This window comes from Cobetia sp. Ld8 (genome assembly GCF_045066615.1).
Lineage (GTDB): Bacteria > Pseudomonadota > Gammaproteobacteria > Pseudomonadales > Halomonadaceae > Cobetia > Cobetia amphilecti.
The window spans coordinates 92451-113526 of the sequence record NZ_JBISHF010000006.1; the positions used below are offsets into that span (position 1 = coordinate 92451).

19 protein-coding genes are annotated in these 21076 nt (G+C 63.7%); 2 read left to right on the forward strand and 17 right to left on the reverse strand.

What is annotated here, in order from left to right; genetic code table 11:
- Nucleotides 1–176: 176 nt before the first annotated feature.
- Entirely contained in the window at nucleotides 177–1346 is a 1170-nt protein-coding gene (locus tag ACJJV2_RS02160) for an EAL domain-containing protein (protein ID WP_405277986.1), read from the reverse strand.
- 368 nt (nucleotides 1347–1714) lie between these two features.
- Complete coding sequence (locus ACJJV2_RS02165) at nucleotides 1715–2554, reverse strand: M48 family metallopeptidase (protein ID WP_172978723.1); 840 nt, start codon at nucleotides 2552–2554, stop codon at nucleotides 1715–1717.
- A gap of 237 nt (nucleotides 2555–2791) precedes the next feature.
- On the opposite strand from ACJJV2_RS02165, the gene ACJJV2_RS02170 reads away from it, so the two are divergent.
- Nucleotides 2792–3655, forward strand: coding sequence for an ATP-binding protein (locus ACJJV2_RS02170; RefSeq protein ID WP_043333805.1), 864 nt, complete (start codon nucleotides 2792–2794; stop codon nucleotides 3653–3655).
- A gap of 174 nt (nucleotides 3656–3829) precedes the next feature.
- On the opposite strand, the gene der is transcribed toward ACJJV2_RS02170, so the two are convergent.
- The 14 genes from der to ACJJV2_RS02240 all read right to left on the reverse strand — a co-directional run bounded on the left by der (nucleotide 3830) and on the right by ACJJV2_RS02240 (nucleotide 18730).
- Nucleotides 3830–5254 (reverse strand): ribosome biogenesis GTPase Der, encoded by a 1425-nt coding sequence (gene der / locus ACJJV2_RS02175; protein ID WP_405277989.1) that lies wholly within the window; start codon nucleotides 5252–5254, stop codon nucleotides 3830–3832.
- A 403-nt stretch (nucleotides 5255–5657) separates the two neighbouring features.
- Entirely contained in the window at nucleotides 5658–6818 is a 1161-nt protein-coding gene (bamB, locus tag ACJJV2_RS02180; protein WP_043333807.1) for an outer membrane protein assembly factor BamB, read from the reverse strand.
- Nucleotides 6815–7471 carry a tetratricopeptide repeat protein gene (locus tag ACJJV2_RS02185; RefSeq protein WP_043333808.1) on the reverse strand — a complete coding sequence of 219 codons (657 nt, stop codon included), beginning with the start codon at nucleotides 7469–7471 and terminating at the stop codon, nucleotides 6815–6817. Before ACJJV2_RS02185 ends, bamB begins: the two co-directional genes overlap by 4 nt.
- Before the next feature lie 87 nt (nucleotides 7472–7558).
- Nucleotides 7559–8842: a histidine--tRNA ligase gene (gene hisS, locus ACJJV2_RS02190; protein WP_084589419.1), complete on the reverse strand. Its 1284-nt coding sequence runs from the start codon at nucleotides 8840–8842 to the stop codon at nucleotides 7559–7561.
- Nucleotides 8843–8954: 112 nt separating this feature from the next.
- On the reverse strand, nucleotides 8955–10070 hold the full coding sequence (gene ispG / locus ACJJV2_RS02195) for a flavodoxin-dependent (E)-4-hydroxy-3-methylbut-2-enyl-diphosphate synthase (protein WP_043333809.1): 1116 nt from the start codon (nucleotides 10068–10070) through the stop codon (nucleotides 8955–8957).
- A gap of 11 nt (nucleotides 10071–10081) precedes the next feature.
- Complete coding sequence (locus ACJJV2_RS02200) at nucleotides 10082–11125, reverse strand: RodZ domain-containing protein (protein WP_405277993.1); 1044 nt, start codon at nucleotides 11123–11125, stop codon at nucleotides 10082–10084.
- A gap of 337 nt (nucleotides 11126–11462) precedes the next feature.
- Nucleotides 11463–12371, reverse strand: coding sequence for a type IV pilus biogenesis/stability protein PilW (pilW, locus tag ACJJV2_RS02205; RefSeq protein WP_405277995.1), 909 nt, complete (start codon nucleotides 12369–12371; stop codon nucleotides 11463–11465).
- Between the two features lie 131 nt (nucleotides 12372–12502).
- Entirely contained in the window at nucleotides 12503–13660 is a 1158-nt protein-coding gene (gene rlmN / locus ACJJV2_RS02210) for a 23S rRNA (adenine(2503)-C(2))-methyltransferase RlmN (RefSeq protein WP_043333811.1), read from the reverse strand.
- Between the two features lie 354 nt (nucleotides 13661–14014).
- The gene (ndk, locus tag ACJJV2_RS02215) at nucleotides 14015–14440 is read right to left on the reverse strand and encodes a nucleoside-diphosphate kinase (RefSeq protein ID WP_043333812.1); all 426 of its coding nucleotides are present in this window, start codon (nucleotides 14438–14440) and stop codon (nucleotides 14015–14017) included.
- 297 nt (nucleotides 14441–14737) lie between these two features.
- The gene (locus ACJJV2_RS02220) at nucleotides 14738–15064 is read right to left on the reverse strand and encodes an iron-sulfur cluster assembly accessory protein (protein WP_043333813.1); all 327 of its coding nucleotides are present in this window, start codon (nucleotides 15062–15064) and stop codon (nucleotides 14738–14740) included.
- Nucleotides 15065–15079: 15 nt separating this feature from the next.
- Nucleotides 15080–16228, reverse strand: a complete 1149-nt coding sequence (locus ACJJV2_RS02225; protein ID WP_405277998.1) for an aminotransferase class V-fold PLP-dependent enzyme — start codon at nucleotides 16226–16228, stop codon at nucleotides 15080–15082.
- A gap of 125 nt (nucleotides 16229–16353) precedes the next feature.
- Nucleotides 16354–16827: a Fe-S cluster assembly transcription factor gene (locus tag ACJJV2_RS02230; RefSeq protein ID WP_405278000.1), complete on the reverse strand. Its 474-nt coding sequence runs from the start codon at nucleotides 16825–16827 to the stop codon at nucleotides 16354–16356.
- Nucleotides 16828–16969: 142 nt separating this feature from the next.
- Nucleotides 16970–17923, reverse strand: a complete 954-nt coding sequence (gene cysE / locus ACJJV2_RS02235) for a serine O-acetyltransferase (protein WP_405278002.1) — start codon at nucleotides 17921–17923, stop codon at nucleotides 16970–16972.
- A gap of 9 nt (nucleotides 17924–17932) precedes the next feature.
- Nucleotides 17933–18730, reverse strand: coding sequence for an RNA methyltransferase (locus ACJJV2_RS02240; RefSeq protein WP_054556868.1), 798 nt, complete (start codon nucleotides 18728–18730; stop codon nucleotides 17933–17935).
- Between the two features lie 511 nt (nucleotides 18731–19241).
- Between ACJJV2_RS02240 and ACJJV2_RS02245 the strand changes: the two genes are divergently transcribed.
- Nucleotides 19242–20036 (forward strand): inositol monophosphatase family protein, encoded by a 795-nt coding sequence (locus ACJJV2_RS02245; RefSeq protein ID WP_043333816.1) that lies wholly within the window; start codon nucleotides 19242–19244, stop codon nucleotides 20034–20036.
- Between the two features lie 127 nt (nucleotides 20037–20163).
- On the opposite strand, the gene secF is transcribed toward ACJJV2_RS02245, so the two are convergent.
- Nucleotides 20164–21069, reverse strand: coding sequence for a protein translocase subunit SecF (gene secF / locus ACJJV2_RS02250; protein WP_054556869.1), 906 nt, complete (start codon nucleotides 21067–21069; stop codon nucleotides 20164–20166).
- Nucleotides 21070–21076: the final 7 nt, after the last annotated feature.

Consider the following 21076-nt stretch of genomic DNA (forward strand, 5'->3'; position numbering starts at 1 on the left):
GCTTTGCTATCTGGCAGAGTGGTCTATCGTCATGTCGGGATGGGTCTGTTACAGGACCAGGTGGCATTTCCTGGCCCCTTCATTTGTTGTTACTTCCTCCCGTTTACCCATTATTTGCCTGTCATTTTTTCTATCACAGCCTCATGACGGCGCTATATGCTGGAGCGAAGCGCCATCTAGCGTTTGCTCAGTGCATTGACAGCACTGGGCGGGCAGCGGCTCCAGGCATCGAAGTCGGTGACGGGCATGGGGCGAGCAAATAGATATCCTTGCCCGATATTGCAGCGGGTATCGCAAAGGTAATCACGTTGTTCCGCGGTCTCGATGCCTTCCCCGACCACGGCGAGATTCAAGCGCTGACCCAGTTCGACGATGGTGCGTGTGATGGCGCGAGCTTCCGGGTGGCTGTCACTGCGTCCGACGAAGCATTGGTCGATCTTCAATTCATCGAATGGCAGGTTGTAGAGCTGCATCATCGAAGAGAAGCCGGTGCCGAAGTCATCGAGTGCCAGACGATAGCCACGCTCGCGGATGGCATTCAGCAGGTGGCGGGCATAGGTGAGGCAGTCAATTCCGCAGCTTTCCGTGAGTTCCAGCGTAATGGAGTGCGGGTCGATACGATGTTGATTGGCCAATGCATCCAGTTTCTTCAGCATGTCGCGGGTGCGCAGCAGTTGCGGTGACAGGTTGAGCGCGAGATCAAGGTGAAGGCCCTGGGACTGCCATTGACCCTGTTGACGGAAGCCATGATCGATGACCTGCCAGGTGAGCGCTTCGATACGGTTGCTGCGTTCTGCCAGGGCAATGAACTGATTGGGCATGACCATGCCGCGCAGGGGGTGCTGCCAGCGAACGAGAGCTTCCGCGCCGCTGAGCTGGCCGCTGGAGAGGTCTACCTTGGGTTGATAGACGAGGTGGAGCTGTCGCTCGGTCAGGGCGTCATCCAGTTCATCGAGTGTCAGCGGGTTGCGTTGTTTGTCCAGGTCCGCCAACAGAGAGGCCAGGTGAGTGAGATCGAAGGGTTTGCTGAGCTGGCCCAGCATTTCCAGGCCGCTGCGTCTGCCCTTCGTGACCATCGACTGCATGTCATCGCTGTGACAGGCACTCATCAGGATGATGCCCGCCTCGACATTGCGTTCGCGCAGATAGCCGAGCACATCATCGCCGGTGAAGTCGCCCAGTTCGTAGTCCACCAGGATGAGGTCCGTCTCCAGACAGGCGGGATTGCAGGCGATGTCCTGCAGCCCTTCGCTTTGCGTGCAGTCGAAACCATGCGCGGAAAGCAGCCCACTGATGAGTTCACGAAAATCCGGATCGTCGTCAATGATGAGTGCGTGTCGAGTCATGTGAGGCATCCTCAAGCGAATATCGGGAATACGCTCGCGCCGCTGTGCATGAAGTGTCTGCATGAGCAGTGCGCAGGCGAGCAGGTGATCCCAGACTAGCAACACGGTTACATGATTCGCGGATATCGACACATTTGTCAGTTTATTTTTACATTCGAGCTGTCAGGTTGAGAGATCAGAAAGCTGGTAGCGTGAGCCAGCCAGGGTGAGCCAACCAAGAAGAGACGGGGAGGGGCGGGGGTTAGCAAACAAGGAAGAGGCGGGTAGCTGGATGGAGGTCGCCACACACCCGCGCAGCCCCAGGTTCTCCAGAGGCCGCGCGAGCGTGTGTTACCTGAGACTGGTTAAGCCACGCCGCACAGGCGGGGTCAGCGCAGTCGATCGCAGTTGGGCTTCTCGCCGGCGGCGCGGGCCTGCTGATAGGTCGGTAGAGCGGTCTCGAGGCGCTCGTTGAGGGCCGCCATGCGCTGCTCATCACTCGGGTGCGTCGACATCCACACCGGAGGTTGCGCGCCACCGGCAGCGTTCATGTTGGCCCACAGCTTGATGCTGGCGCGCGGGTCGAAGCCGGCTTCGGCCATCAGGTCCAGCCCCAGCAGGTCAGCTTCGGACTCGTGGGAGCGCGAGAACGGCTTGAGCACGCCATATTCCGCGCCCATGCCCAGCAGGCCCATGAGCTGATCGCCACCGGTACCTTCGAGGCCGGCCAGTGCCTGGGTCAGTGACAGCCCGGCGGAGGTCAGCGATTGTGTCGAGACGCGCTCGTTGGCGTGGCGCGCCAGCACGTGGGCGATTTCGTGGCCGATGACCGTGGCCAGCTGGTCCTGATTCTCGGCGACCTCCAGCAGCCCGGTGTTGACGCCGATGTAGCCGCCCGGCAGTGCGAAGGCATTGGCGGACTCATCCTCGAATACCTTGACCTGCCAGCCGCTGATGCCATAGCTGGCGGGCACCTTGGCGGTCACCGCATCCGCCACGCAGCTGACATAGGCATCCTGACGCCCTTCCACCACCGGCAGCTCCTGCTGGTACTTGCTGAAGCTGGCTTCCCCCATCTTCTCCAGTTCCTGGTCCGAGTAGAGGGTCAGCTGGCTGCGGCCCAGCGGAGAGCTGGCACAGGCACTCAGGGTGACGGACGCCGCAAGCGCCGCCAGCGGGAGCAGACGACGCAGGGCACGGGGAGATGAGAGATCGAGCAATCCTGGCATTGGGGCCTCCTGGCTAGATGACGTGACAACCTTCGAGCGCACGGCAGGGCGACACTGAACGTGCAAGAAACGTGCAGACAGCATAACCGGATAGGCGCAGTGGTGCAGTCAGCGAAATGATACGTTGCTGAGATCACAGCATCGTCAGGCCAGACGGCCCCGCCGGGCATGAGATACTGGGCGTGATCTGATGGGCCTGCCACGGCCCGGACCCCATGTATCTGACAGGGAATCACCATGTCGCCAGAGTTTGAACGCCGCCTCTCTCATCTGCTGGACCGACTCGAACCGATGCTGCCGCCGACGGCTGTCGAAGTGGACTGGACACGCGATGTCGCCGCCTTGTGGACCCGCCATCCCCTGGGAGGGCGCCTGACGCCGATCGCGCCGCGTGATGCCCTGACACTCGAGGACCTGCTCGGCATCGCACGCCAGAAGCGTGAGCTGCTGGCCAATACCCGTGCCTTCCTCGCGGGCAAGCCGGCCAACCACGCGCTGCTGTGGGGCGCCCGTGGCACCGGCAAGTCATCGCTGGTCCGCGCACTGCTCAATACCCTGGGCCGCGAGGGGCTGCGTCTGATCCAGATCGATCGTCACGACCTGCCGGCACTGCCGGCGCTGGTCGCCGAGCTGGCCCAGCAGCCGCATCGCTTCATCGTCTATTGCGATGACCTGTCCTTCGAGGGCAGCGATGACGCCTACAAGGCGCTCAAGAGCGTGCTGGATGGCACCCTGACGGGGCCGCCGGAAAACGTGCTGCTGTACGCCACCTCCAACCGTCGTCATCTGCTGCCGGAGCACATGAGCGACAACCAGGCCACCCACATCGTCGATGGCGAGCTGCATCACGGCGATGCGGTGGAGGAGAAGATCTCGCTGTCGGACCGCTTCGGCCTGTGGCTGGCCTTCCATCCCTTCAATCAGGATGCCTATCTGGAGACCTGTCAGCACTGGGTGGAATGGCGTCTCGGCGCGGGCAGCTTCGATGAGGCCGCGCGTGGCGAGGCGCTACGCTACGCCACCCAGCGCGGGGTGCGCAGCGGGCGTGCCGCCTGGCAGTTCGCAAATCTTTGGGCGGGACAGAAGACGCTGGAGGCGTGAGCCCGGTGCTTGACGCCCTTGAGATGATTGCGGCGCTTGAGGTGCTTGAAGCGTCAGTGCTCGCGACATGAAAAAGCCGCCCCTGCAGTCATCTGCAGGGGCGGCTTTTTCATGGGGCACGCCAGCGGATCAGATCCGCTGGCGTGCCATCACGCACGGGCGCAGCTCACGCCATCAACGGCGCTGCTTGCGTTCCTTGCGAGCTTCCTTGGTGCGCGCCAGTGAACGCTCTTTCGCGCGCTCGCGGTCGTCAGTACCCTGAGCGCCATCGAAGGGGTTGTCGCCGGAGCGGAACTCGAAGCGCATCGGCGTGCCCTTGACCTTGAGCACCTTGCGGAAGGTGTTGGTCAGGTAGCGCTTGTAGGCTTCCGGCAGACGGTTGGTCTGGTTGCCGTGCACCACGATCAGCGGCGGATTGGCGCCACCCTGGTGAGCCATGCGCAGCTTGATACGACGGCCGTTGACCATCGGCGGCTGGTGCGCCTGGGTGGCATCCTGCAGCAGAGTGGTCAGACGCTTGGTCGACCAGCGGGCCACGGCGCTTTCGAAGGCGCGGTCGATGGATGGGTAGAGGTCACCCACCGCAGTGCCGTGCAGCGCGGAGATGAAGTGCAGGTCAGCGTAGTCGGCAAAGCCCAGACGACGCTTGATCTCGGAGCGCATCTTCTCCTTGGCTTCGCTTTCCAGGCCATCCCACTTGTTGACCACCAGCACCAGCGCGCGGCCGCTGGTCAGCACGAAGTCCAGCAGGTGCAGGTCCTGCTCGACCAGTCCCTGGCGGGCATCGAGCACCATCACGGCGACGTTGCACTTCTTGATCGCTTCCAGCGTCTTGATGATGGAGAACTTCTCCACCACTTCGCGCACGTTCTTGCGACGACGGATCCCGGCGGTATCGACCAGCAGGTAAGGCTTGCCACGACGTTCGAAGGGAATCTCCACGGCGTCGGTGGTGGTGCCGGCCTGGTCATAGACGACCACGCGCTCCTCGCCCAGCAGGCGATTGACCAGCGTCGACTTGCCGACGTTCGGGCGACCGATGATGCCGATGCGCACGCCGCGATCATCCAGCTCCGGGTGCAGGTCCTCGTCTTCGTCTTCCTCGACTTCGGGGTAGGGCGAGAGCACCTCTTCCAGCAGCGTGGTGACGTTGCGGCCGTGCTCGGCGGCGATGGCGCGCGGGTCACCCAGACCCAGGGTCCAGAAGTCGGACTTGCCGATCTCCTCGTCCATGCCGTCGGTCTTGTTGACCACCAGCCAGGTCTTCTTCTGGTTGACGCGCAGGTGGTTGGCGATGGCCTCATCCGCCATGTTCAGACCGGCGCGCGCATCGACCATGAACAGCACGATGTCGGCTTCGTCGATGGCGGCCAGTGACTGGCCGGCCATCATCAGGTCGATGCCTTCCTCGTCACCGCTGATGCCGCCGGTGTCGATGACAGTGTAGGGCTTGCCGCCAACCTTGCCGGTGCCGTACTTGCGGTCACGGGTCAGGCCGGGGAAATCGGCGACCAGAGCATCACGGGTCTTGGTGAGGCGATTGAATAGCGTCGACTTGCCGACATTCGGGCGGCCGACCAGGGCGATCACGGGGTTCATGGAATCTCACAGCATTCGCAGGGATAGCATCGATGCCGGCCCCGTACGGTCTGCTTCGAACCATGATGGCTGGAAAGCACCTTGTGCAGGCAGGGCGATAGCGATGATATCGGACTTGGGGCACTGGATGACGACGCAGGCGTCGCATGCATCCAGTATGGTCCGCCGACAGGGGGTTAGCACTGTCGGCGGAAAGATCTCGTGGCTGAATCAATGGCTGCGTCGTGCGGCAGGCCTGATCAGCGGGGGCAGCATTCTAGCATTGACAGGGAGTTGCTACCAATGGCGCATCAAGACAACGGCAGCCAGATGGCTGCCGTTGTCTTGATGAGGGCTGAACGAGGGCTGAACGAGGCGCATGTCAGATTGCGAGGCAGGCTGACATGCGCGCTCGATCAGTGGCTTACGGGGCTTCGAGGTCCAGCGCCGTCAGCTCGCCATCGTTGGTGTAGACGTAGATGCGCTTGCCTTCGGTCAGCGGGGTGATGCTGATGCCATCGCCCCCCACGTCATAGCGGCCGGCCATCTCGCCGCTCTGGGCGTCGATCAGGTGCACATAGCCTTCGTAGTCACCGACCACCAGCTTGCCATCGACGAAGGCCGGAGAGGTCAGCCAGCGGCCTTCCAGGTCTTCGGACTTCCACAGCACGTTGCCCGTGTTGGCATCCATTGCCAGCACATGGCTGGCATTGTCGATGCTGAACAGGTAATCGCCGACCACGATGGGCGTCAGATAGCTGGAGGACGGCTTGTCCCACAGCGGCTCGCCGTTGCGGGCGTCCAGCGCGATCAGACGACCGTTGTAGCTGGTGACGAACAGGCGGCCATCCTGCGTCAGCACCGGCTGGCCATCGAGATCGACCAGCTGGTCCACCTCGGTACGCCCGGCCGGCACGGCGACGCGCAGGTCCCACAGTTCCTGACCTGAGCGGTTGTCGAGCGTGACCAGCTTGCCGTTGGCGAAGCCCGCGAAGGTGACCGGCTGGATGACCCGCGGCGCGCCGGTGCCACGCAGCGTCAGGGCCGGAATCGTGGCCGAGTAGGCCCACTGCTCTTCGCCGGTGAAGCGATCAAGCGCGGTCACGGTGCCATCGACGCTCTGCACCACGACCAGCTCGTCGTTGTACTGCGGCGCGGCCAGCACTTCACTGGAGACACGCGTGCTCCATTCGATGCTGCCATCTTCCTGGCTGACGGCACTGACCTTGCCATCGCGCGTACCGACGTAGAGGCGGGAGGCATCGGCATTCAGTGCGCTGGTGATGCCAGCCGGCAACCGTGTCTGCCAGATGTCGTCGCCACTGTCGGCAGCGAGGGCTTCCAGCTCACCGCCTTCGGCACCGACGAACAGCTTGTCGTTGGCGAAGATCGGTGACAGCGGATAGTGGGCACGGCCCAGGCCATTGCCGACCGATTCGCTCCAGACGGAATCCAGCGCGACCTGGCGATCGAAATCGACCAGCTCCTTGGGCGCATATTCCGGTTGGGCACTGCTGGCACAACCGGCCAGCAGACTCACGGCCAGCAGCGAGGCCGGTACGCTCAGACGACGAGTGACGCTCATGAAGAAGACTCCGCAGCCAGATCGGCGAGTTTCAGGTCGAGACCGTAGACCGGCTGACCACTTTCCTGCGACAGGGTGCTGGCCTGCTGATAGGCGGCGATGGCCTCATCACGCTTGTCCTGTGCGGCCAGGGCATCGCCACGCACCGCAGCCGCCTGCGCTGCCAGCGGCGCCGGGGGGCTCTTGAGCAGGGCGAGTGCCGCGTCGTTGTCGCCGCGCTCGACATTGATGCGCGCCAGACGCAGGCTGGCCAGCCCCTGCAGGTAGCTGTCATCGCTGTTGTCGATCACGCTCTGCAGCGCCGTGGCGGCTGCATCGAGATCGTTGGCCTTGACCGACATGCTGGCATCCAGCAGGTGCGCCATCTGGGTGTAGAGGCTGTCGCCGTGCTCGCTTTCCAGTTCGCCGATCAGCGTACGCGCCTGCTTGACGCCGGCGTCTTCCAGCTTGGGCTGGCTGACGAGGCTGATCAGTTGCTGGTAACGCACGGAGGCCGCTTCGGACTGGCTGGCGTCGTAGTTCTGCCAGGCCTTGAAGGCAAAGACACCGGCGCCGGCCAGTACGACACCGGCAATCAGTGACTTGCCGTTCTCGCTCCACCAACGCTTGATGGCTTCAAGCTGTTCTTCTTCGCTTCTGAGCTCTTCCGCCACGGGCGGTCTCCTTGACCTGGCCGGCATGCCGGCACTTGCATTCGTGAGGCGGAGAGCTGGCTCTCCACCCGATATTCATTGGCAGTCTCAGGCGCCGAAGACGCTGTCGAGACGTTCGCCCAGCGCACGCTGGTTCAGCGTTTCCTGGTCGCGTTCCTCGCGCAGGAACTTGAGCGCCACCGTGCCTTCGATGACTTCATTCTCACCGAGAATCAGCGCGATGCGAGCACCGCTCTTGTCGGCCTTCTTCATCTGGCTCTTGAAGCTGCCGCCACCGCAATGCAGCACCAGACGCAGATTGGGCAGGGCGGTACGCAGCTCTTCGGCCAGACGCATGGCTTCGCCTTCGGCCTGCTCGCCCATCGACATCAGATAGACATCGACGGTCTCGCGGACGTCCTGCGGTACCAGTTCCAGCGTCTCGAGCAACAGGATGAGGCGCTCGACGCCCATCGCGAAGCCGACCGCCGGTACCGGCTTGCCGCCCAGCTGTTCGAACAGGCTGTCGTAGCGGCCGCCGGCACAAACGGTGCCCTGGCTGCCCAGCGCGGTGGTGGTCCATTCGAACACACTGCGCGAGTAGTAATCGAGGCCACGCACCAGGCGCGGGTTGATGACGTACTCGATGCCGGCGGCGTCGAGACGTGCCTTGAGGCCCTCGAAGTGCACGCGGGACTCTTCATCCAGATGATCCCCCAGGCGCGGCGCGGCGTCGACGACGGCGGCCATGTCCGGGTTCTTGGTGTCGAGGATGCGCAGCGGGTTGCTGTGCAGACGACGCTTGGAGTCTTCGTCGAGGACATCCAGGTGCTGTTCGAAGTATTCGACCAGCAGGTCACGATAGGCGGCACGCGCCTCGAGGCTACCCAGCGAGTTGAGCTCGAGCGTGACGTGCTCCAGCAGGCCCAGCTGGCGCCACAGACGCGCGGAGATCAGGATCATCTCGGCATCGATGTCAGGACCTTCCATGCCGTAGGCTTCGACGCCCACCTGATGGAACTGACGATAACGGCCCTTCTGCGGGCGCTCGTGGCGGAACATCGGGCCGGTGTACCACAGACGTTGGATCTGGTTGTGGACCAGGCCATTCTCCATCGCCATGCGCACGCAGCTGGCGGTGCCTTCCGGACGCAGGGTCAGGCTGTCGCCGTTACGGTCGTCGAAGGTGTACATCTCCTTCTCGACGATGTCGGTGACTTCGCCGATGGAGCGCTTGAACAGCGCGGTCTGCTCGACGATGGGGGTGCGGATCTCGCGATAGCCGTACTGGCCCATCAGCGCTTCCACCTGGTGCTCGAAGTATTGCCATACCGGTGACTGGTCCGGCAGCAGGTCGTTCATGCCACGAATGGCCTGGATCTTGGTACTCAACGTTCTCTCCTGAATCCTTGCGCGTCTCCCCACGGCGCTCGCATGACGTCATGCAGGCGGGTGGGGAGACGAAGGCGCGTCAATCATGACGCGCAAGCCAGCCGAGACAAGCTCAGCTCTGGCGGATGATAGTGTCGGCCTCACGGGCCTCTTTTTCCGCGACCTTGTCACGGATGAGTCGCTCAAGATCGTCAACCAGGGTGTCATTGGTCAACTTGCTGGCCGGCTTGCCGTCCAGGTAGACCAGGTTGGCGGGGCTGCCGCCGGTCAGACCGACATCGGTCTCCTTGGCTTCGCCGGGGCCATTGACGACACAGCCGATGACCGAGACGTTCAGCGGCGTCATCACGTCTTCAAGACGAGTCTCCAGCTCATTCATGGTCTTGATGACGTCGAAATTCTGACGCGAGCAGCTGGGACAGGCAATGAAGTTGATGCCCTTGGCGCGCAGCTTGAGGCTCTTGAGCATGTCGAAGCCGACCTTGATCTCCTCGACCGGGTCCGCTGCCAGCGACACGCGGATGGTGTCACCGATGCCATCCATCAGCAGCATGCCCAGGCCGATGGAAGACTTGACGGTGCCCGAGCGCAGGCCGCCCGCTTCGGTGATGCCCAGGTGCAGCGGCTGTTCGATGCGCGCTGCCAGGTCACGATAGGCGGCGACGGCCATGAACACGTCGCTGGCCTTGACGCTGACCTTGAAGTCCTGGAAATCGAGGCGATCCAGATGGTCGATGTGACGCATGGCAGATTCGACCAGCGCCGCCGGCGTCGGTTCGCCGTATTTCTTCTGCAGGTCCTTTTCCAGCGAGCCTGCGTTGACGCCGATGCGTATCGGGATGCCGTTGTCGCGGGCGGCGCTGACCACGGCACGCACGCGGTCTTCACGACCGATGTTGCCCGGGTTGATGCGCAGGCAGTCGACGCCAAGTTCCGCCACACGCAGGGCGATCTTGTAATCGAAGTGGATGTCGGCGACCAGCGGAATGTTGCTCTGCTGCTTGATGCGACCGAAGGCTTCGGCGGCATCCATGTCCGGCACGCTGACACGCACGATATCGGCACCGGCATCCTCGAGGCGCTTGATCTGCGCGACGGTGGCGGCGACATCGTTGGTGTCGGTGTTGGTCATGCTCTGCACGGAAATCGGTGCATCGCCGCCGACGGCCACATTGCCGACATGAATCTTGCGCGAGACGCGGCGCTTGATGGGGGAGTGACTATGCATGGGATTCCGGATCATTCACCGAGGGTAAGTTTGGCGACACTGCCGCGCGTGACGCGCGTGAGGTCGACCGCTTCATTCATGTAACGCAATTCGACGCCAGAGGCATTGCCGATGGTCAGCGTGAAGGGCGGCTTGCCTTCCAGCGTCGTGCTGGTGCCGGCCTCGTTGTTGCCGCGCAGCAGGCGCTTGCCATCGGCATCACGAATGTCGGTCCAGGAATTGATGTTGAACGTCAATTCGAGCTTGCGCGGGTCTGCCGCCGGCGCAGCTTCTTCTGCTGCGCTCTCTTGTGTGGTGTCGGCACTGGCATCGGCGACAGCACTCACGTCAGTGGCAGCGGCGCTATCCGTGGCAGCGCCAGACGCTGACGTGCCAGCCTCTGCAGCGCCCGGCGCGGCCGCGGTCGCGCCTGTATCGAGCGCGTCAGCACTCTGCGCTGTCGCCTCGGGCGAGGTTGCTGCCTCGATGGCAGACGCATCACCGGTGGCGGTAGCAGTGGAGGACGGCGCCGCTTCGCTGGCAGAGGACTGCGACAGCGAAAGCTCGATGGAGCCATCGGCGTTCACGACCGGGGCGGCGTTGTCCGCATCGCTGCCACCTTCGAGGGCGGAGGTTTCCGCCGGCGAGGTGCGGCCATAGTCGCCACTCTGCCACCACACGTAGCTGAGACCGATCAGACCGGCGATGACCAGCAGGCTGACGAGGCGGAACAGGTACTTGCCCATCTTGCCCGGTGGGCGCACCGACGGCGTGGAACTGGGGGTGTAGCGCTCGGCTTCGGTGGTGCCGAACTGGGCATTGTACTGCCCGACGATCGCCTTCTCGTCCATGCCCAGCAGGCGGGCATAGGCACGCAGATAGCCGCGGCGATACGCGGCGATGGGAATCTGGTCGTAGTGGTCGCGTTCCAGGTCATCGACCAGGCTGGGGCGCAGGTTGAGCTGTGTCGCCACCTCATCACGCGACAACCCCTGATGCTCGCGCTCCAGCTTGAGGCGCGTGCCAGGCAGTGCATCACTGGCGTGCTGATCAGGGGCGGGTTGATGTTCGCTCATGGCGCATCCTTGTAAGGAAAAACTGTCTACCGAACGCACATCCGGGCGCTCTTCCGGTACTGCGGGAAACTGCTCCTGACACTGATGCTGGAGCATGCTGACTGATGCTGTCGCGCGATTGGCCGGGTGCTGCGCGACTCGTTGATCATCATGCGAGTGAGCAGCGTGAAAAGCGATGACCTCCCATGCCAATCGACGCGCACGAACACACGTTCGTCCGCGTCGGCACTATACCAAGCCCGCGCCGAGATTTTCACCGGCAATTCGGTCTTCTCGGTCCTGCTTGCAGCGACCCCGCCCATGAGGTGGCGCCATCAGCGGCGTCGTTGCGCCTCGCTCAGGGAGTGCGAATCACCGCGCGACCGGATTCCCGTGTCATGACCTGCTCCAGCTGACGGCTGTAGAGATCTGCCAGACGGCTGTCGCCGCGAGCCGTGGCCACATCGACGGCCAGGGCGAGACTGTCGCTATCGGTGCCTGCCAGACGGAAGTAGCGGTTCAGCGCCGACTGGGCGGCGTCATTGTCGCCGGCGTCATGTGACATGCGTGCCACCGCCAACCAGGCCTCTGACTCACGCGGATTGATCTTGACGGCGCGCTCGAAACTCTTCGCGGCCTCGCTGGTCTTGCCCAGCTGCAACTGACAGCGGCCCAGATTGGTATAGAGCTGGCCACGATTGTCGTAGGTCAGGTCTTCCGCCGCGATCTCGAGCTGCCGACAGGCCTCGACGTATTCACCGCGAGAGTAGAGAAAGGCCGCGTAGTTGTTGCGCGCACGGGTAAAGGACGGATCGCTGGAAATGGCCTGATTGAAATAGTCATCGGCGAGCACGTTCTCACCCTGGCGCTGATAGATCATCGCCAGCCCGGCCTTGGCCTCGGCATTGCTGCTCTGCAGCTTGAGTGCCTTCTGGAAGGCGCTGTCGGCGCGTTGCAGCTGATTACGACCCAGATAGGCCTCTCCGAGTTCCACGTAGGCGTTCGAGGCCTTGTTGTCATCCGGTGGGGCGTAGGGGTCGTTGGTTTCCACGCGTGTCGCGCAGCCTGCGAGGGTCAGGCCGGCAAATCCGAGGCACAGCAGCAGGGCTCTGGTGCGGCGAGTGATGCCGCGAGCAGCGGTGCGGGTGTGGGAATCATGCTGGCAGGGGCCCTGTGCGACAGAGTGATGGGCGACAGGGTCATGCTCATTGGTGCGATGACGGGGCAGACGACTCGGCATGCAATCCTCGCGTGAATGAAGGCTCATGATGTGCCTGCGGGCGAGGGTCGCGGCAGGCAACAAAAGCGCCCCCATCAAAGCGCCGCACCTGCCACAAGTCAAGGTGGCAGGGCGGCGCATGGCTATGGCGATAGCGTCAGGTCAGGGCTGGCAGCCGCTCAGTCGGCGTCGAGCTGGATGGCGTTGATGTAACGCTCGGCGCGACGGGTGCGGTCCTTGACCTGACCGACCAGCTGGCCACAGGCGGCGTCGATGTCATCGCCACGGGTCGCGCGCACCGGTGCGGTGTAGCCCAGCTCATAGAGACGCTGCTGGAAGCGCATCACCTGGTTGCGTGACGGCTTCTCGTAACCGGAATGCGGGAACGGGTTGAACGGGATCAGGTTGATCTTGCACGGCAGCTCGTCGAGCAGCGCGGCCAGTTCCTCGGCGTGCTGGATCTGGTCGTTGACGTCCTTGATCAGGGTGTACTCGATGGTGACGATACGTGCGTCGTCACACTTGGCCAGGTAGCGATGGCAGGAGTCGAGCAGCGCGCGGATGTTCCACTTGCGGTTGATCGGCACCAGCACGTTGCGCAGTTCATCGTTGGCTGCGTGCAGCGAGATCGCCAGGCTGACGTCCATCTCGTCGCCGAGCTGGTCCAGCTTGGGCACCACACCGGAGGTGGAGAGGGTGACGCGACGCTTGGACAGGCCATAGGCGTTGTCGTCAAGCATCAGCTTCATCGCCGGCACGACGTTGTCGTAGTTCATCAGCGGCTCGCCCATGCCCATCATCACCACGTTGGTGACCGGACGCTTGCGAGTGTCCTTGCGGTCTTCGGCGCCACGGGTGGCGACCCACACCTGGCCGATGATCTCGGCGGCGGTCAGGTCACGCTCGAAGCCCTGCTTGCCGGTGGAGCAGAAGCTGCAGTCCAGCGAGCAGCCGACCTGGGAAGACACGCACAGGGTGCGACGGTTGCCGTTCTCGGACGGGATCAGCACGGTCTCGACATAGCTGCCATCGCTGACTTCCAGCACCCACTTGCGGGTGCCGTCCTTGGACTCGCCTTCATAGACGATGCCCGGTGCACGGATCTCGGCGACCTGCTTGAGGCGTTCGCGCAGCGGCTTGGCGAGGTTGGTCATCTCGTCGAAGCTGTCGACGCCTTCCTGGTGAATCCATTTCATCACCTGGGTGGCGCGGAATTTCTTCTCGCCGATGCTCTCGAAGAAGGCTTCCATCGCCGGGCGCGGCAGGCCCAGCAGGTTGGTGAGCTTGACGGCGGCAGGGGCCGCGGCATCGGTGGCAGTTGCAGTGGTATCAGTCATGGTATGGGCCGGTCGTGTCAGGGATGGGCAGGCGTCACACAAAGGATAGACGTCTGCAGGGCGACGCTGTCAGCGGAGGTGGCGATGGCTCGCAGACCTCAAGAGGCTCTCATCATCAGCGCAGTGCGCGTGGGCGTCACATGGCGTGGGGAGAGGGCGCTGCAGCGGCTTTCAGAAAAGCGTATCGGACCTGCTCAAGCGTCGAATCTGCTTCAGGGGGTGCATGCTGTCGCGCGACGCTTCAGCACGTCCGATACCACGACGGCCCCGCCTCGCAGGCAGGGCCGTCGTGTCATGCACGGCTGGAAGACGCGTGCCCCGAAGGGCCGGGCTTCTCAGTCGTACAAGGCGAAATCAACCGCGCGGGCAGATTTCGTTGTCGCCGAAGAAGTAGGCGATTTCGCGAGCTGCAGATTCCGGCGCGTCAGAACCGTGAACGGCGTTGGCGTCGATGGAAGTGGCGAAGTCTGCACGGATGGTGCCGGCTTCTGCTTCCTTCGGGTTGGTAGCGCCCATCAGGTCGCGGTTCTTGGTGATGGCGTCTTCGCCTTCCAGCACCTGGATCATGACCGGGCCGGAAGTCATGAAGCCGACCAGCTCACCGAAGAAGCCACGTTCGCTGTGCTCAGCGTAGAAGCCTTCGGCCTGTTCCTTGGACAGGTGAACCATCTTGGAAGCGACGATCTGCAGACCGGCCTTCTCGAAGCGGGAGTAGATTTCGCCGATCACGTTCTTGGCAACGGCATCCGGCTTGATGATGGACAGAGTACGCTGAGTCATGGTGAATCTCCTGAGACAAGCTTTGAAGAGCCGCACGGCAGATGCCGAACGGCGGAAAACGGGCTCTGTCGGCATGCGCGCGACAAAAGTGGGCGGCATTATAGCGGCAAGTGCCACCGGCTGCATCCATCATGCCTGAGTCGCATGACGCGCAGATGGCAAGCGCCTCGTCGGCATGGGCTGGCGAGGCGCTGAGGGTCGGCTCGGACGTTGAGTCTGGCCTGGACGCTGAAGCTCTATTTACAAGCTGAAGCCAGTCTCAGACGCTGAAGCCTGGTCTAGACGCTGAAGCCTGGTCTACACGCTGAAGCTCTCGCCACAACCACACTCGTCCTTGACGTTGGGGTTGTTGAAGCGGAAGTAGCGGTTCAGGCCGTCCTTGACGTAGTCCACTTCGGAGCCGTCGAGCACGGTGAGGGCTTCGGTGTCGACATAGACGGTAGCGCCGTGATCGACGAAGACGGCGTCTTCCTCGTTGACCTCGTCAGCGAAGTCGAGCACGTAGCTGTAGCCGGAGCAGCCGCTGGGCTTGACCGAGACACGCAGGCCAAGGCCGTGGCCGCGCTCGGCCAGCACGACGCGGATCTGGTCGGCGGCGGAGGAGGAAATCGACAGATGTGCCATGAGCAGTCTCCCGGGTCAGGCGCGCAGCGACGTCAGGGCATGCCTGAGTTCGCCGAGCGCGGATTCGATGTCGGCAGCGGTGGTGAAACGACCGAAGCTGAAGCGCAGTGATGCCAGCGCCAGCGGACGGGGCACCCCGATGCCGGTGAGGACGAACGACGGTTCGACACTGGCGGAATTGCAGGCCGAGCCGGTGGAAATCGCGATGCCGCGCAGCGCCATCAGCATCGCCTCGCCATCCACGCCCTCGAAGGCGAGATTGACGATGTTGGGCGCGCTGACCTCTATATCGGTATTGAAGTGCACGCCTTCAAGGCCGGCAAGCCCGGCGACGAACTGATCACGCAGCGCGACGAGGTGCTGGTGATCGGCGTCGAACTGGTCGGCGCTCAGGCGGTAGGCCTCGCCCATGCCGACGATCTGATGGGTCGGCAGGGTGCCGGAACGCATGCCGCGCTCATGGCCACCGCCGTGGATCAGGGCATCGACCTTGATCTGCGGCTGGCGACGCACGTACAGCGCGCCGATGCCCTTGGGGCCGTAGGCCTTGTGGGCGGACAGTGACAGCATGTCGATGGGCTGACGGCTGACATCGATCTGCACCTTGCCGGGCGCCTGGGCGGCATCGACATGGAAGGCCGCGCCATGCGAGTGGGCGATGTCGCCCAGCGCATCCAGGTCATTCAGGCTGCCCAGCTCGTTGTTCACCGCCATCAGCGATACCAGGATGGTGTCGCTGCGCAGGGCGTCGCGCAGGCTGTCCGGGCTGATGCGGCCGTCAGGCTGCGGCGCGATGCGCGTGACCTCGAAGCCTTCCGCTTCCAGCGCACTGGCGGTATCCAGAATCGCCTTGTGCTCGATGGTCGAGGTGATCAGATGGCGGCCACGCGCGGCATTGGCGCGCATGTAGCCGGTCAGCGCCAGGTTGTCGGCTTCGGTGGCACCGCTGGTCCAGACGATCTCGCGCGGGTCGGCACCGATCAGTTCGGCGACCTGACGACGTGCGCCCTCGACGGCCTGCTCGGCCAGCCAGCCCGGCATGTGACTGCGCGAGGCCGGATTGGCGAAGGTGCCGTCCTGCGTCAGGTGACGCATCATCAGCTCGGCGACGCGTGGGTCGACGGGCGTGGTGGCGGCATAGTCAAGGTAGATCGGCTGGGACATGGTGACTTCCTGAAGACACGACAGACAGTGATGACGGTGAACGTGATGAAGGCGATCTCGAAGGCGATGGGGCGCGGCGAGCATCGCCTCGGCTGGCCGTGCTCAGCCTGGCTGGCAAACGCCGCTCAGCTGCCGTGCATGACGGTGATCGGTGTCGGCTCGCACGCCTTGCGCTGACGACTGGCGATCTGGCGAATCTCTTCGCGCGCGACCAGGTCGGCCAGGCTGATGCCGTCGAGAAAGCCGTGGATCTCGTCGGACAGATCACACCACAGATGGTGCGTCAGGCAGGTGTCACCGGCCTGACAGTCCGACATTCCCTGACAGCGTGTGGCATCGACTGACTCGTTGACGGCGTCGATGATGCACGCCACCGAGGTGGTCTCGAGTTCGGTATCCAGCAGATAACCGCCACCGGGGCCACGCACGCTCTTGACCAGACCTGCACGCCGCAGACGCGCAAACAGTTGCTCCAGATACGACAGCGAGATGCCCTGGCGTACGGAAATATCGGCCAGACAGGTCGGGCCGCAACTGGCATGCAGGGCCAGATCGAGCATCGCGGTGACGGCGTAGCGTCCCTTGGTGGTCAGGCGCATGACAGAGTCCGTGAGCAGATGGAGCCTGCGACGTTGAGGACGAGGCCGGGCGTAGTCGCCGCCTCTGGCGAGACGGCGTATCAATGCGCCCCATTATGGTGGGGTGGTCTGGCGGGGTCAATCCCGACTGAATTGGTCAACTTTAGCCATGCTGACGTTCGGCGGGCTCCTGCGTATCGCTTGCCTGCTCGGTCGGCGGCTGCTCAGTCGGGGCAGTGCCCTGCGATGCGCTGGACGCAGCGGCGCCGGCCTTGGGCGAGGTGCTGCCCTGGGCCGCGGCCACGTCAGCGACGGTGGTCTCGCCACCGCAGGGCCCCAGCTCATCGATCAGCTGGGCGAAGTCAGCGTCGTCGAGCTCCGGCAGGCGCCCGGCGCGATAGCTGGCATCCAGCTTGCGCAGCGTGCCGCACATCTGTTCGATGCGCTTGTCCACGGCATGCATGTGATCGAGCATCGCGTGCATGGAGCGCGCGACCGGGTCGGGCATGTCCTGGCCCATGCCGTAGGCATCGAAGCCGAACTTCTCCTTCATGGCCTCGCGGCTTTCCGGGTCGACTGACGGCTCCTCCGCCACATCCGGCTCGGCACGTTTGACGATCTTGCCGGGAATGCCGACGACGGTGGCGCCGGCAGGCACTTCACGCGTGACCACGGCATTGGAGCCGACCTTGGCACCGGCACCGACGGTGAACGGGCCGAGAATCTTGGCGCCGGCACCGACGATGACACCGTCGCCGAGGGTCGGGTGGCGCTTGCCGGCGTTCCAAGTGGTGCCGCCGAGGGTGACGCCATGATAGAGGGTTACGTCATCGCCGATCAGGGCGGTCTCGCCGATCACGACGCCCATGCCGTGGTCGATGAAGAAGCGCCGACCGATGGTGGCACCCGGGTGGATCTCGATGCCGGTCAGCCAGCGCATCAGGGTCGAGCCGGTGCGCGCCAGCCATTTGGCGTTGTGACGCCATAGCCAGTGATTGATGCGATGGGCCACCAGTGCATGCAGGCCCGGATAGTTGGTCAGGACTTCAAAGAAGTTGCGCGCCGCCGGGTCACGGGCAAACACGCTATCGATGTCTTCACGCAGTCGAGTGAACATGGCGTGTCCTCAGGAAGTGCGGTTGGCCGTGTCGGCTTGTGCCAGGCGAACCTGCTTGTCCACCGCGGAAAGAATGCCGCGCAGAATGTTGATTTCCATGCTGTCCGGACGCGCGCGGAGATAGAGGCGACGCAGGCGTGCCATCAGCTGGCGCGGCTGTTCCGGATCGAGGAAGTCGACGCTGATCAGTGTCTTCTCGAGATGCTCGAACAGGCGCTCGAGGTCGGCATGGCTGGCCAGCGGGCTGTCCCAGTCGATGCCGAACGGTTGGTCATCCTCGGCCCGCGGCGTCTCGCCGGCGGCTTCCTGGTCGGCCAGCCACGCCTGACGGCACTCATAGGCCAGCACCTGCACCGCCGCGGCCAGATTCAGCGAGCTGAAATCCGGATTGGTCGGGATGTGGACGTGGCGGTGGCAGCGCTGCAGCTCTTCATTGGAGAGCCCGGAATCCTCGCGGCCGAAGACGATAGCCACGCGGGCATCCGGCAGGCGGGCTTCATCGGCCAGGGTGGCACCGAAGGCGCGCGGCGTGATCATCGGCCACGGCAGGTTGCGCGAACGTGCGCTGCAGCCGACCACCAGACTGCAATCCGCCACGGCCTCTTCCAGCGTCTCGTGCACCGAGGCGCTGGCGACGAGTGCATCGGCACCCGAGGCGCGTGAGGCGGATTCCTGGCATTGCACCTGACATCGCGGCGCGACCAGTGCGAGATCGGCCAGGCCCATATTGAGCATGGCGCGGGCTGCACCACCAATGTTGCCGGGATGGCTAGTGCCAATCAGGACAATGCGCAGACGTTCAAGCATGAGGACTTCCAGGATAGCAATTGAAGGGCGGGTCGGCCGACGCGGCTGGCGCAGTGTGTGATCCACATACGCATACGCAGACTCAGCGATAAATCGCGCGTCAGGACCCGATATCCTAGCATGAAGCCGCGTCAGGGAGCAGTTTCCCGCCGGTGTTGAGGGCAAGAGCGGCGCGAGGGAGGCGCGCGCGGGCAGGGCGCAGGATGGCGACGCGCAGGCAGAGGGTGGTCGCAGGCAATGGCAGCTCGAGCCGAGCTCTGATAGACTACGCCGTCCCGTCATGTCGCAACATGTGTTCGCCCTCGCTGGCGCCGCGTGCTGTGGCGGCTGGCAGCCTGCATACATTGCACTATGCAGCGCGCCCCGCGCCGTATCAGGATTCCTGTACGGGCTACATGACCGCCTGATCTGATTGCACCCAGTTTCGCTCGATCCGTGTTGCGCCGCGTTGATGTCTCACGCGCCGTGGCACCCGTTCTTTAACAGCTCCCGACTCGTCAAGGCCTTGATCATGCATCCGATGGTCCAATTTGCGCTGCGTGCTGCACGCGGTGCCGCAGAGCAGTTCGTCCGTGCTCGTGAACGTATCGAAGTCGCCCGTGGCGACAACGATCTCGACACCTTCATTGCAGACACTGCACGTCGCGCCGAAGCGCACATCGTGCGTCAGCTGGAGCGCGGTTATCCGCAACACGGTCTCTCCGGCCGTTATACCGACCATCGCGATGGTGAAGGTCAGGGCTCTGACTACCACTGGCGCATCGAGCCGGTGCACGGTTACTCCAACCTGGCATCCGCGGCCTCCGGCTTCGCGCTGTCCGTGGTCTGCCTGTTCAAGGGCCGTGCCGAGCACGCCGTGGTCATCGCACCGTTCACTGACGAAGAGTACATCGTCAGCCGCGGTCGTGGTGCCCAGCACTCCGGTCACCGTATCCGCGTGACCAACGCCACCTCCATCGAAGGTGCGCGTCTGGCGATGGGGCTGCCGGAAAGCTGGCAGCGTCCGCGTCACCTGCCGACCTACCTCTCCATCGTTCAGCAGGTCGGCCCGCAGGTCGAGATGCTGCGCACCAGCGGCTGCGCGCTGCTGGACGTGCTCGAGCTGGCCTCCGGCCGCGTCGATGCCGTCTATGTGCTGGGTCTGGATGCCGGTGACAGCGAGATCGTCAGCCTGTTCCTGAAGGAATGTGGCGCGCTGGCAGGCAGTGCCGACGGCACGCCGGTCGTGGTTGCCGAAGGCACCCTGATGGCCGCTGGCGCACGTCTGTACAAGGCGCTGGCGCAGACCATGCAGCCGCACCTGTAAGGCTCTGCAAGACGACGTGACCTGACAGCCCTCGGGGCCGTCTGGAGAACGAAAAAAACCCCACCTCGCATGAGGTGGGGTTTTTTTGTGCCTGGCGATCCGTGCCGGGCTTAACGAGCGGAGGCGCTTACGGCGCGCCGTCCTCGAACTGCTCCTTGGGCGGGGGGATCAGATCCACACGCTTCAGGCCGACCACCAGCAACAGCGCCGCTGCCACGTAGATGGACGAGAAGGTCCCCGCGACCACACCGATGATCAGCGCGATGGCGAAGTTGTGGATCATGTCACCGCCGAGGAAGTACAGCGCCAGCAATACCAGCAAGGTGGTGCCGGAGGTGGACAGCGTACGTGACAGCGTCGCGTTGATGGCGTCATTGAAGATCGACGGCATGTGATCGGTACGCGATTTGCGGATGTTCTCGCGAATGCGGTCGTAGACGATGATGGTGTCGTTCAATGAGTAGCCGATCACGGCCAGCACCGCGGCCAGTACCGTCAGGTCGAAGTCGAGTCCGAACAGGGCGAAGATGCCCAGCAGGATGATGACGTCGTGACCCAGCGAGATGAGTGCGCCGAGGGCGAACTTGTACTGGAAGCGGAAGGCCACGTAGACCATCACCACAGCCAGGGCGAGCAGCATGCCGAGACCGGACTGGTCACGCAGCTGATCACCGACCTGGGCGCCGACGAACTCGGCGCGGATCAGGTTGACGCTGTCACCGGTGGCCTGCAGATGCGCCACGATGTCATTGCCGATGCCGGCTTCGAAGCTCTGCTGCAGACGCACCAGAATCTCGTTGCTGGCACCGAAGGTCTGGACCGAGACGTCCTTGTAGCCGGCGGCTTCGAGTGTCTGGCGCACGCTGTCCAGTGCCGGTGCCGCCTGGTATTTCACTTCCACCAGGGTGCCGCCGGTAAAGTCGAGGCCCAGGTTCAGGCCATGAATCACAAGGGCGCCAATGGCCACGATCGTCAGCACGATGGAGACGATGAAGGCCGCGCGCCGCTTGCTCATGAAGTCAAACTGTCGCATCACGATG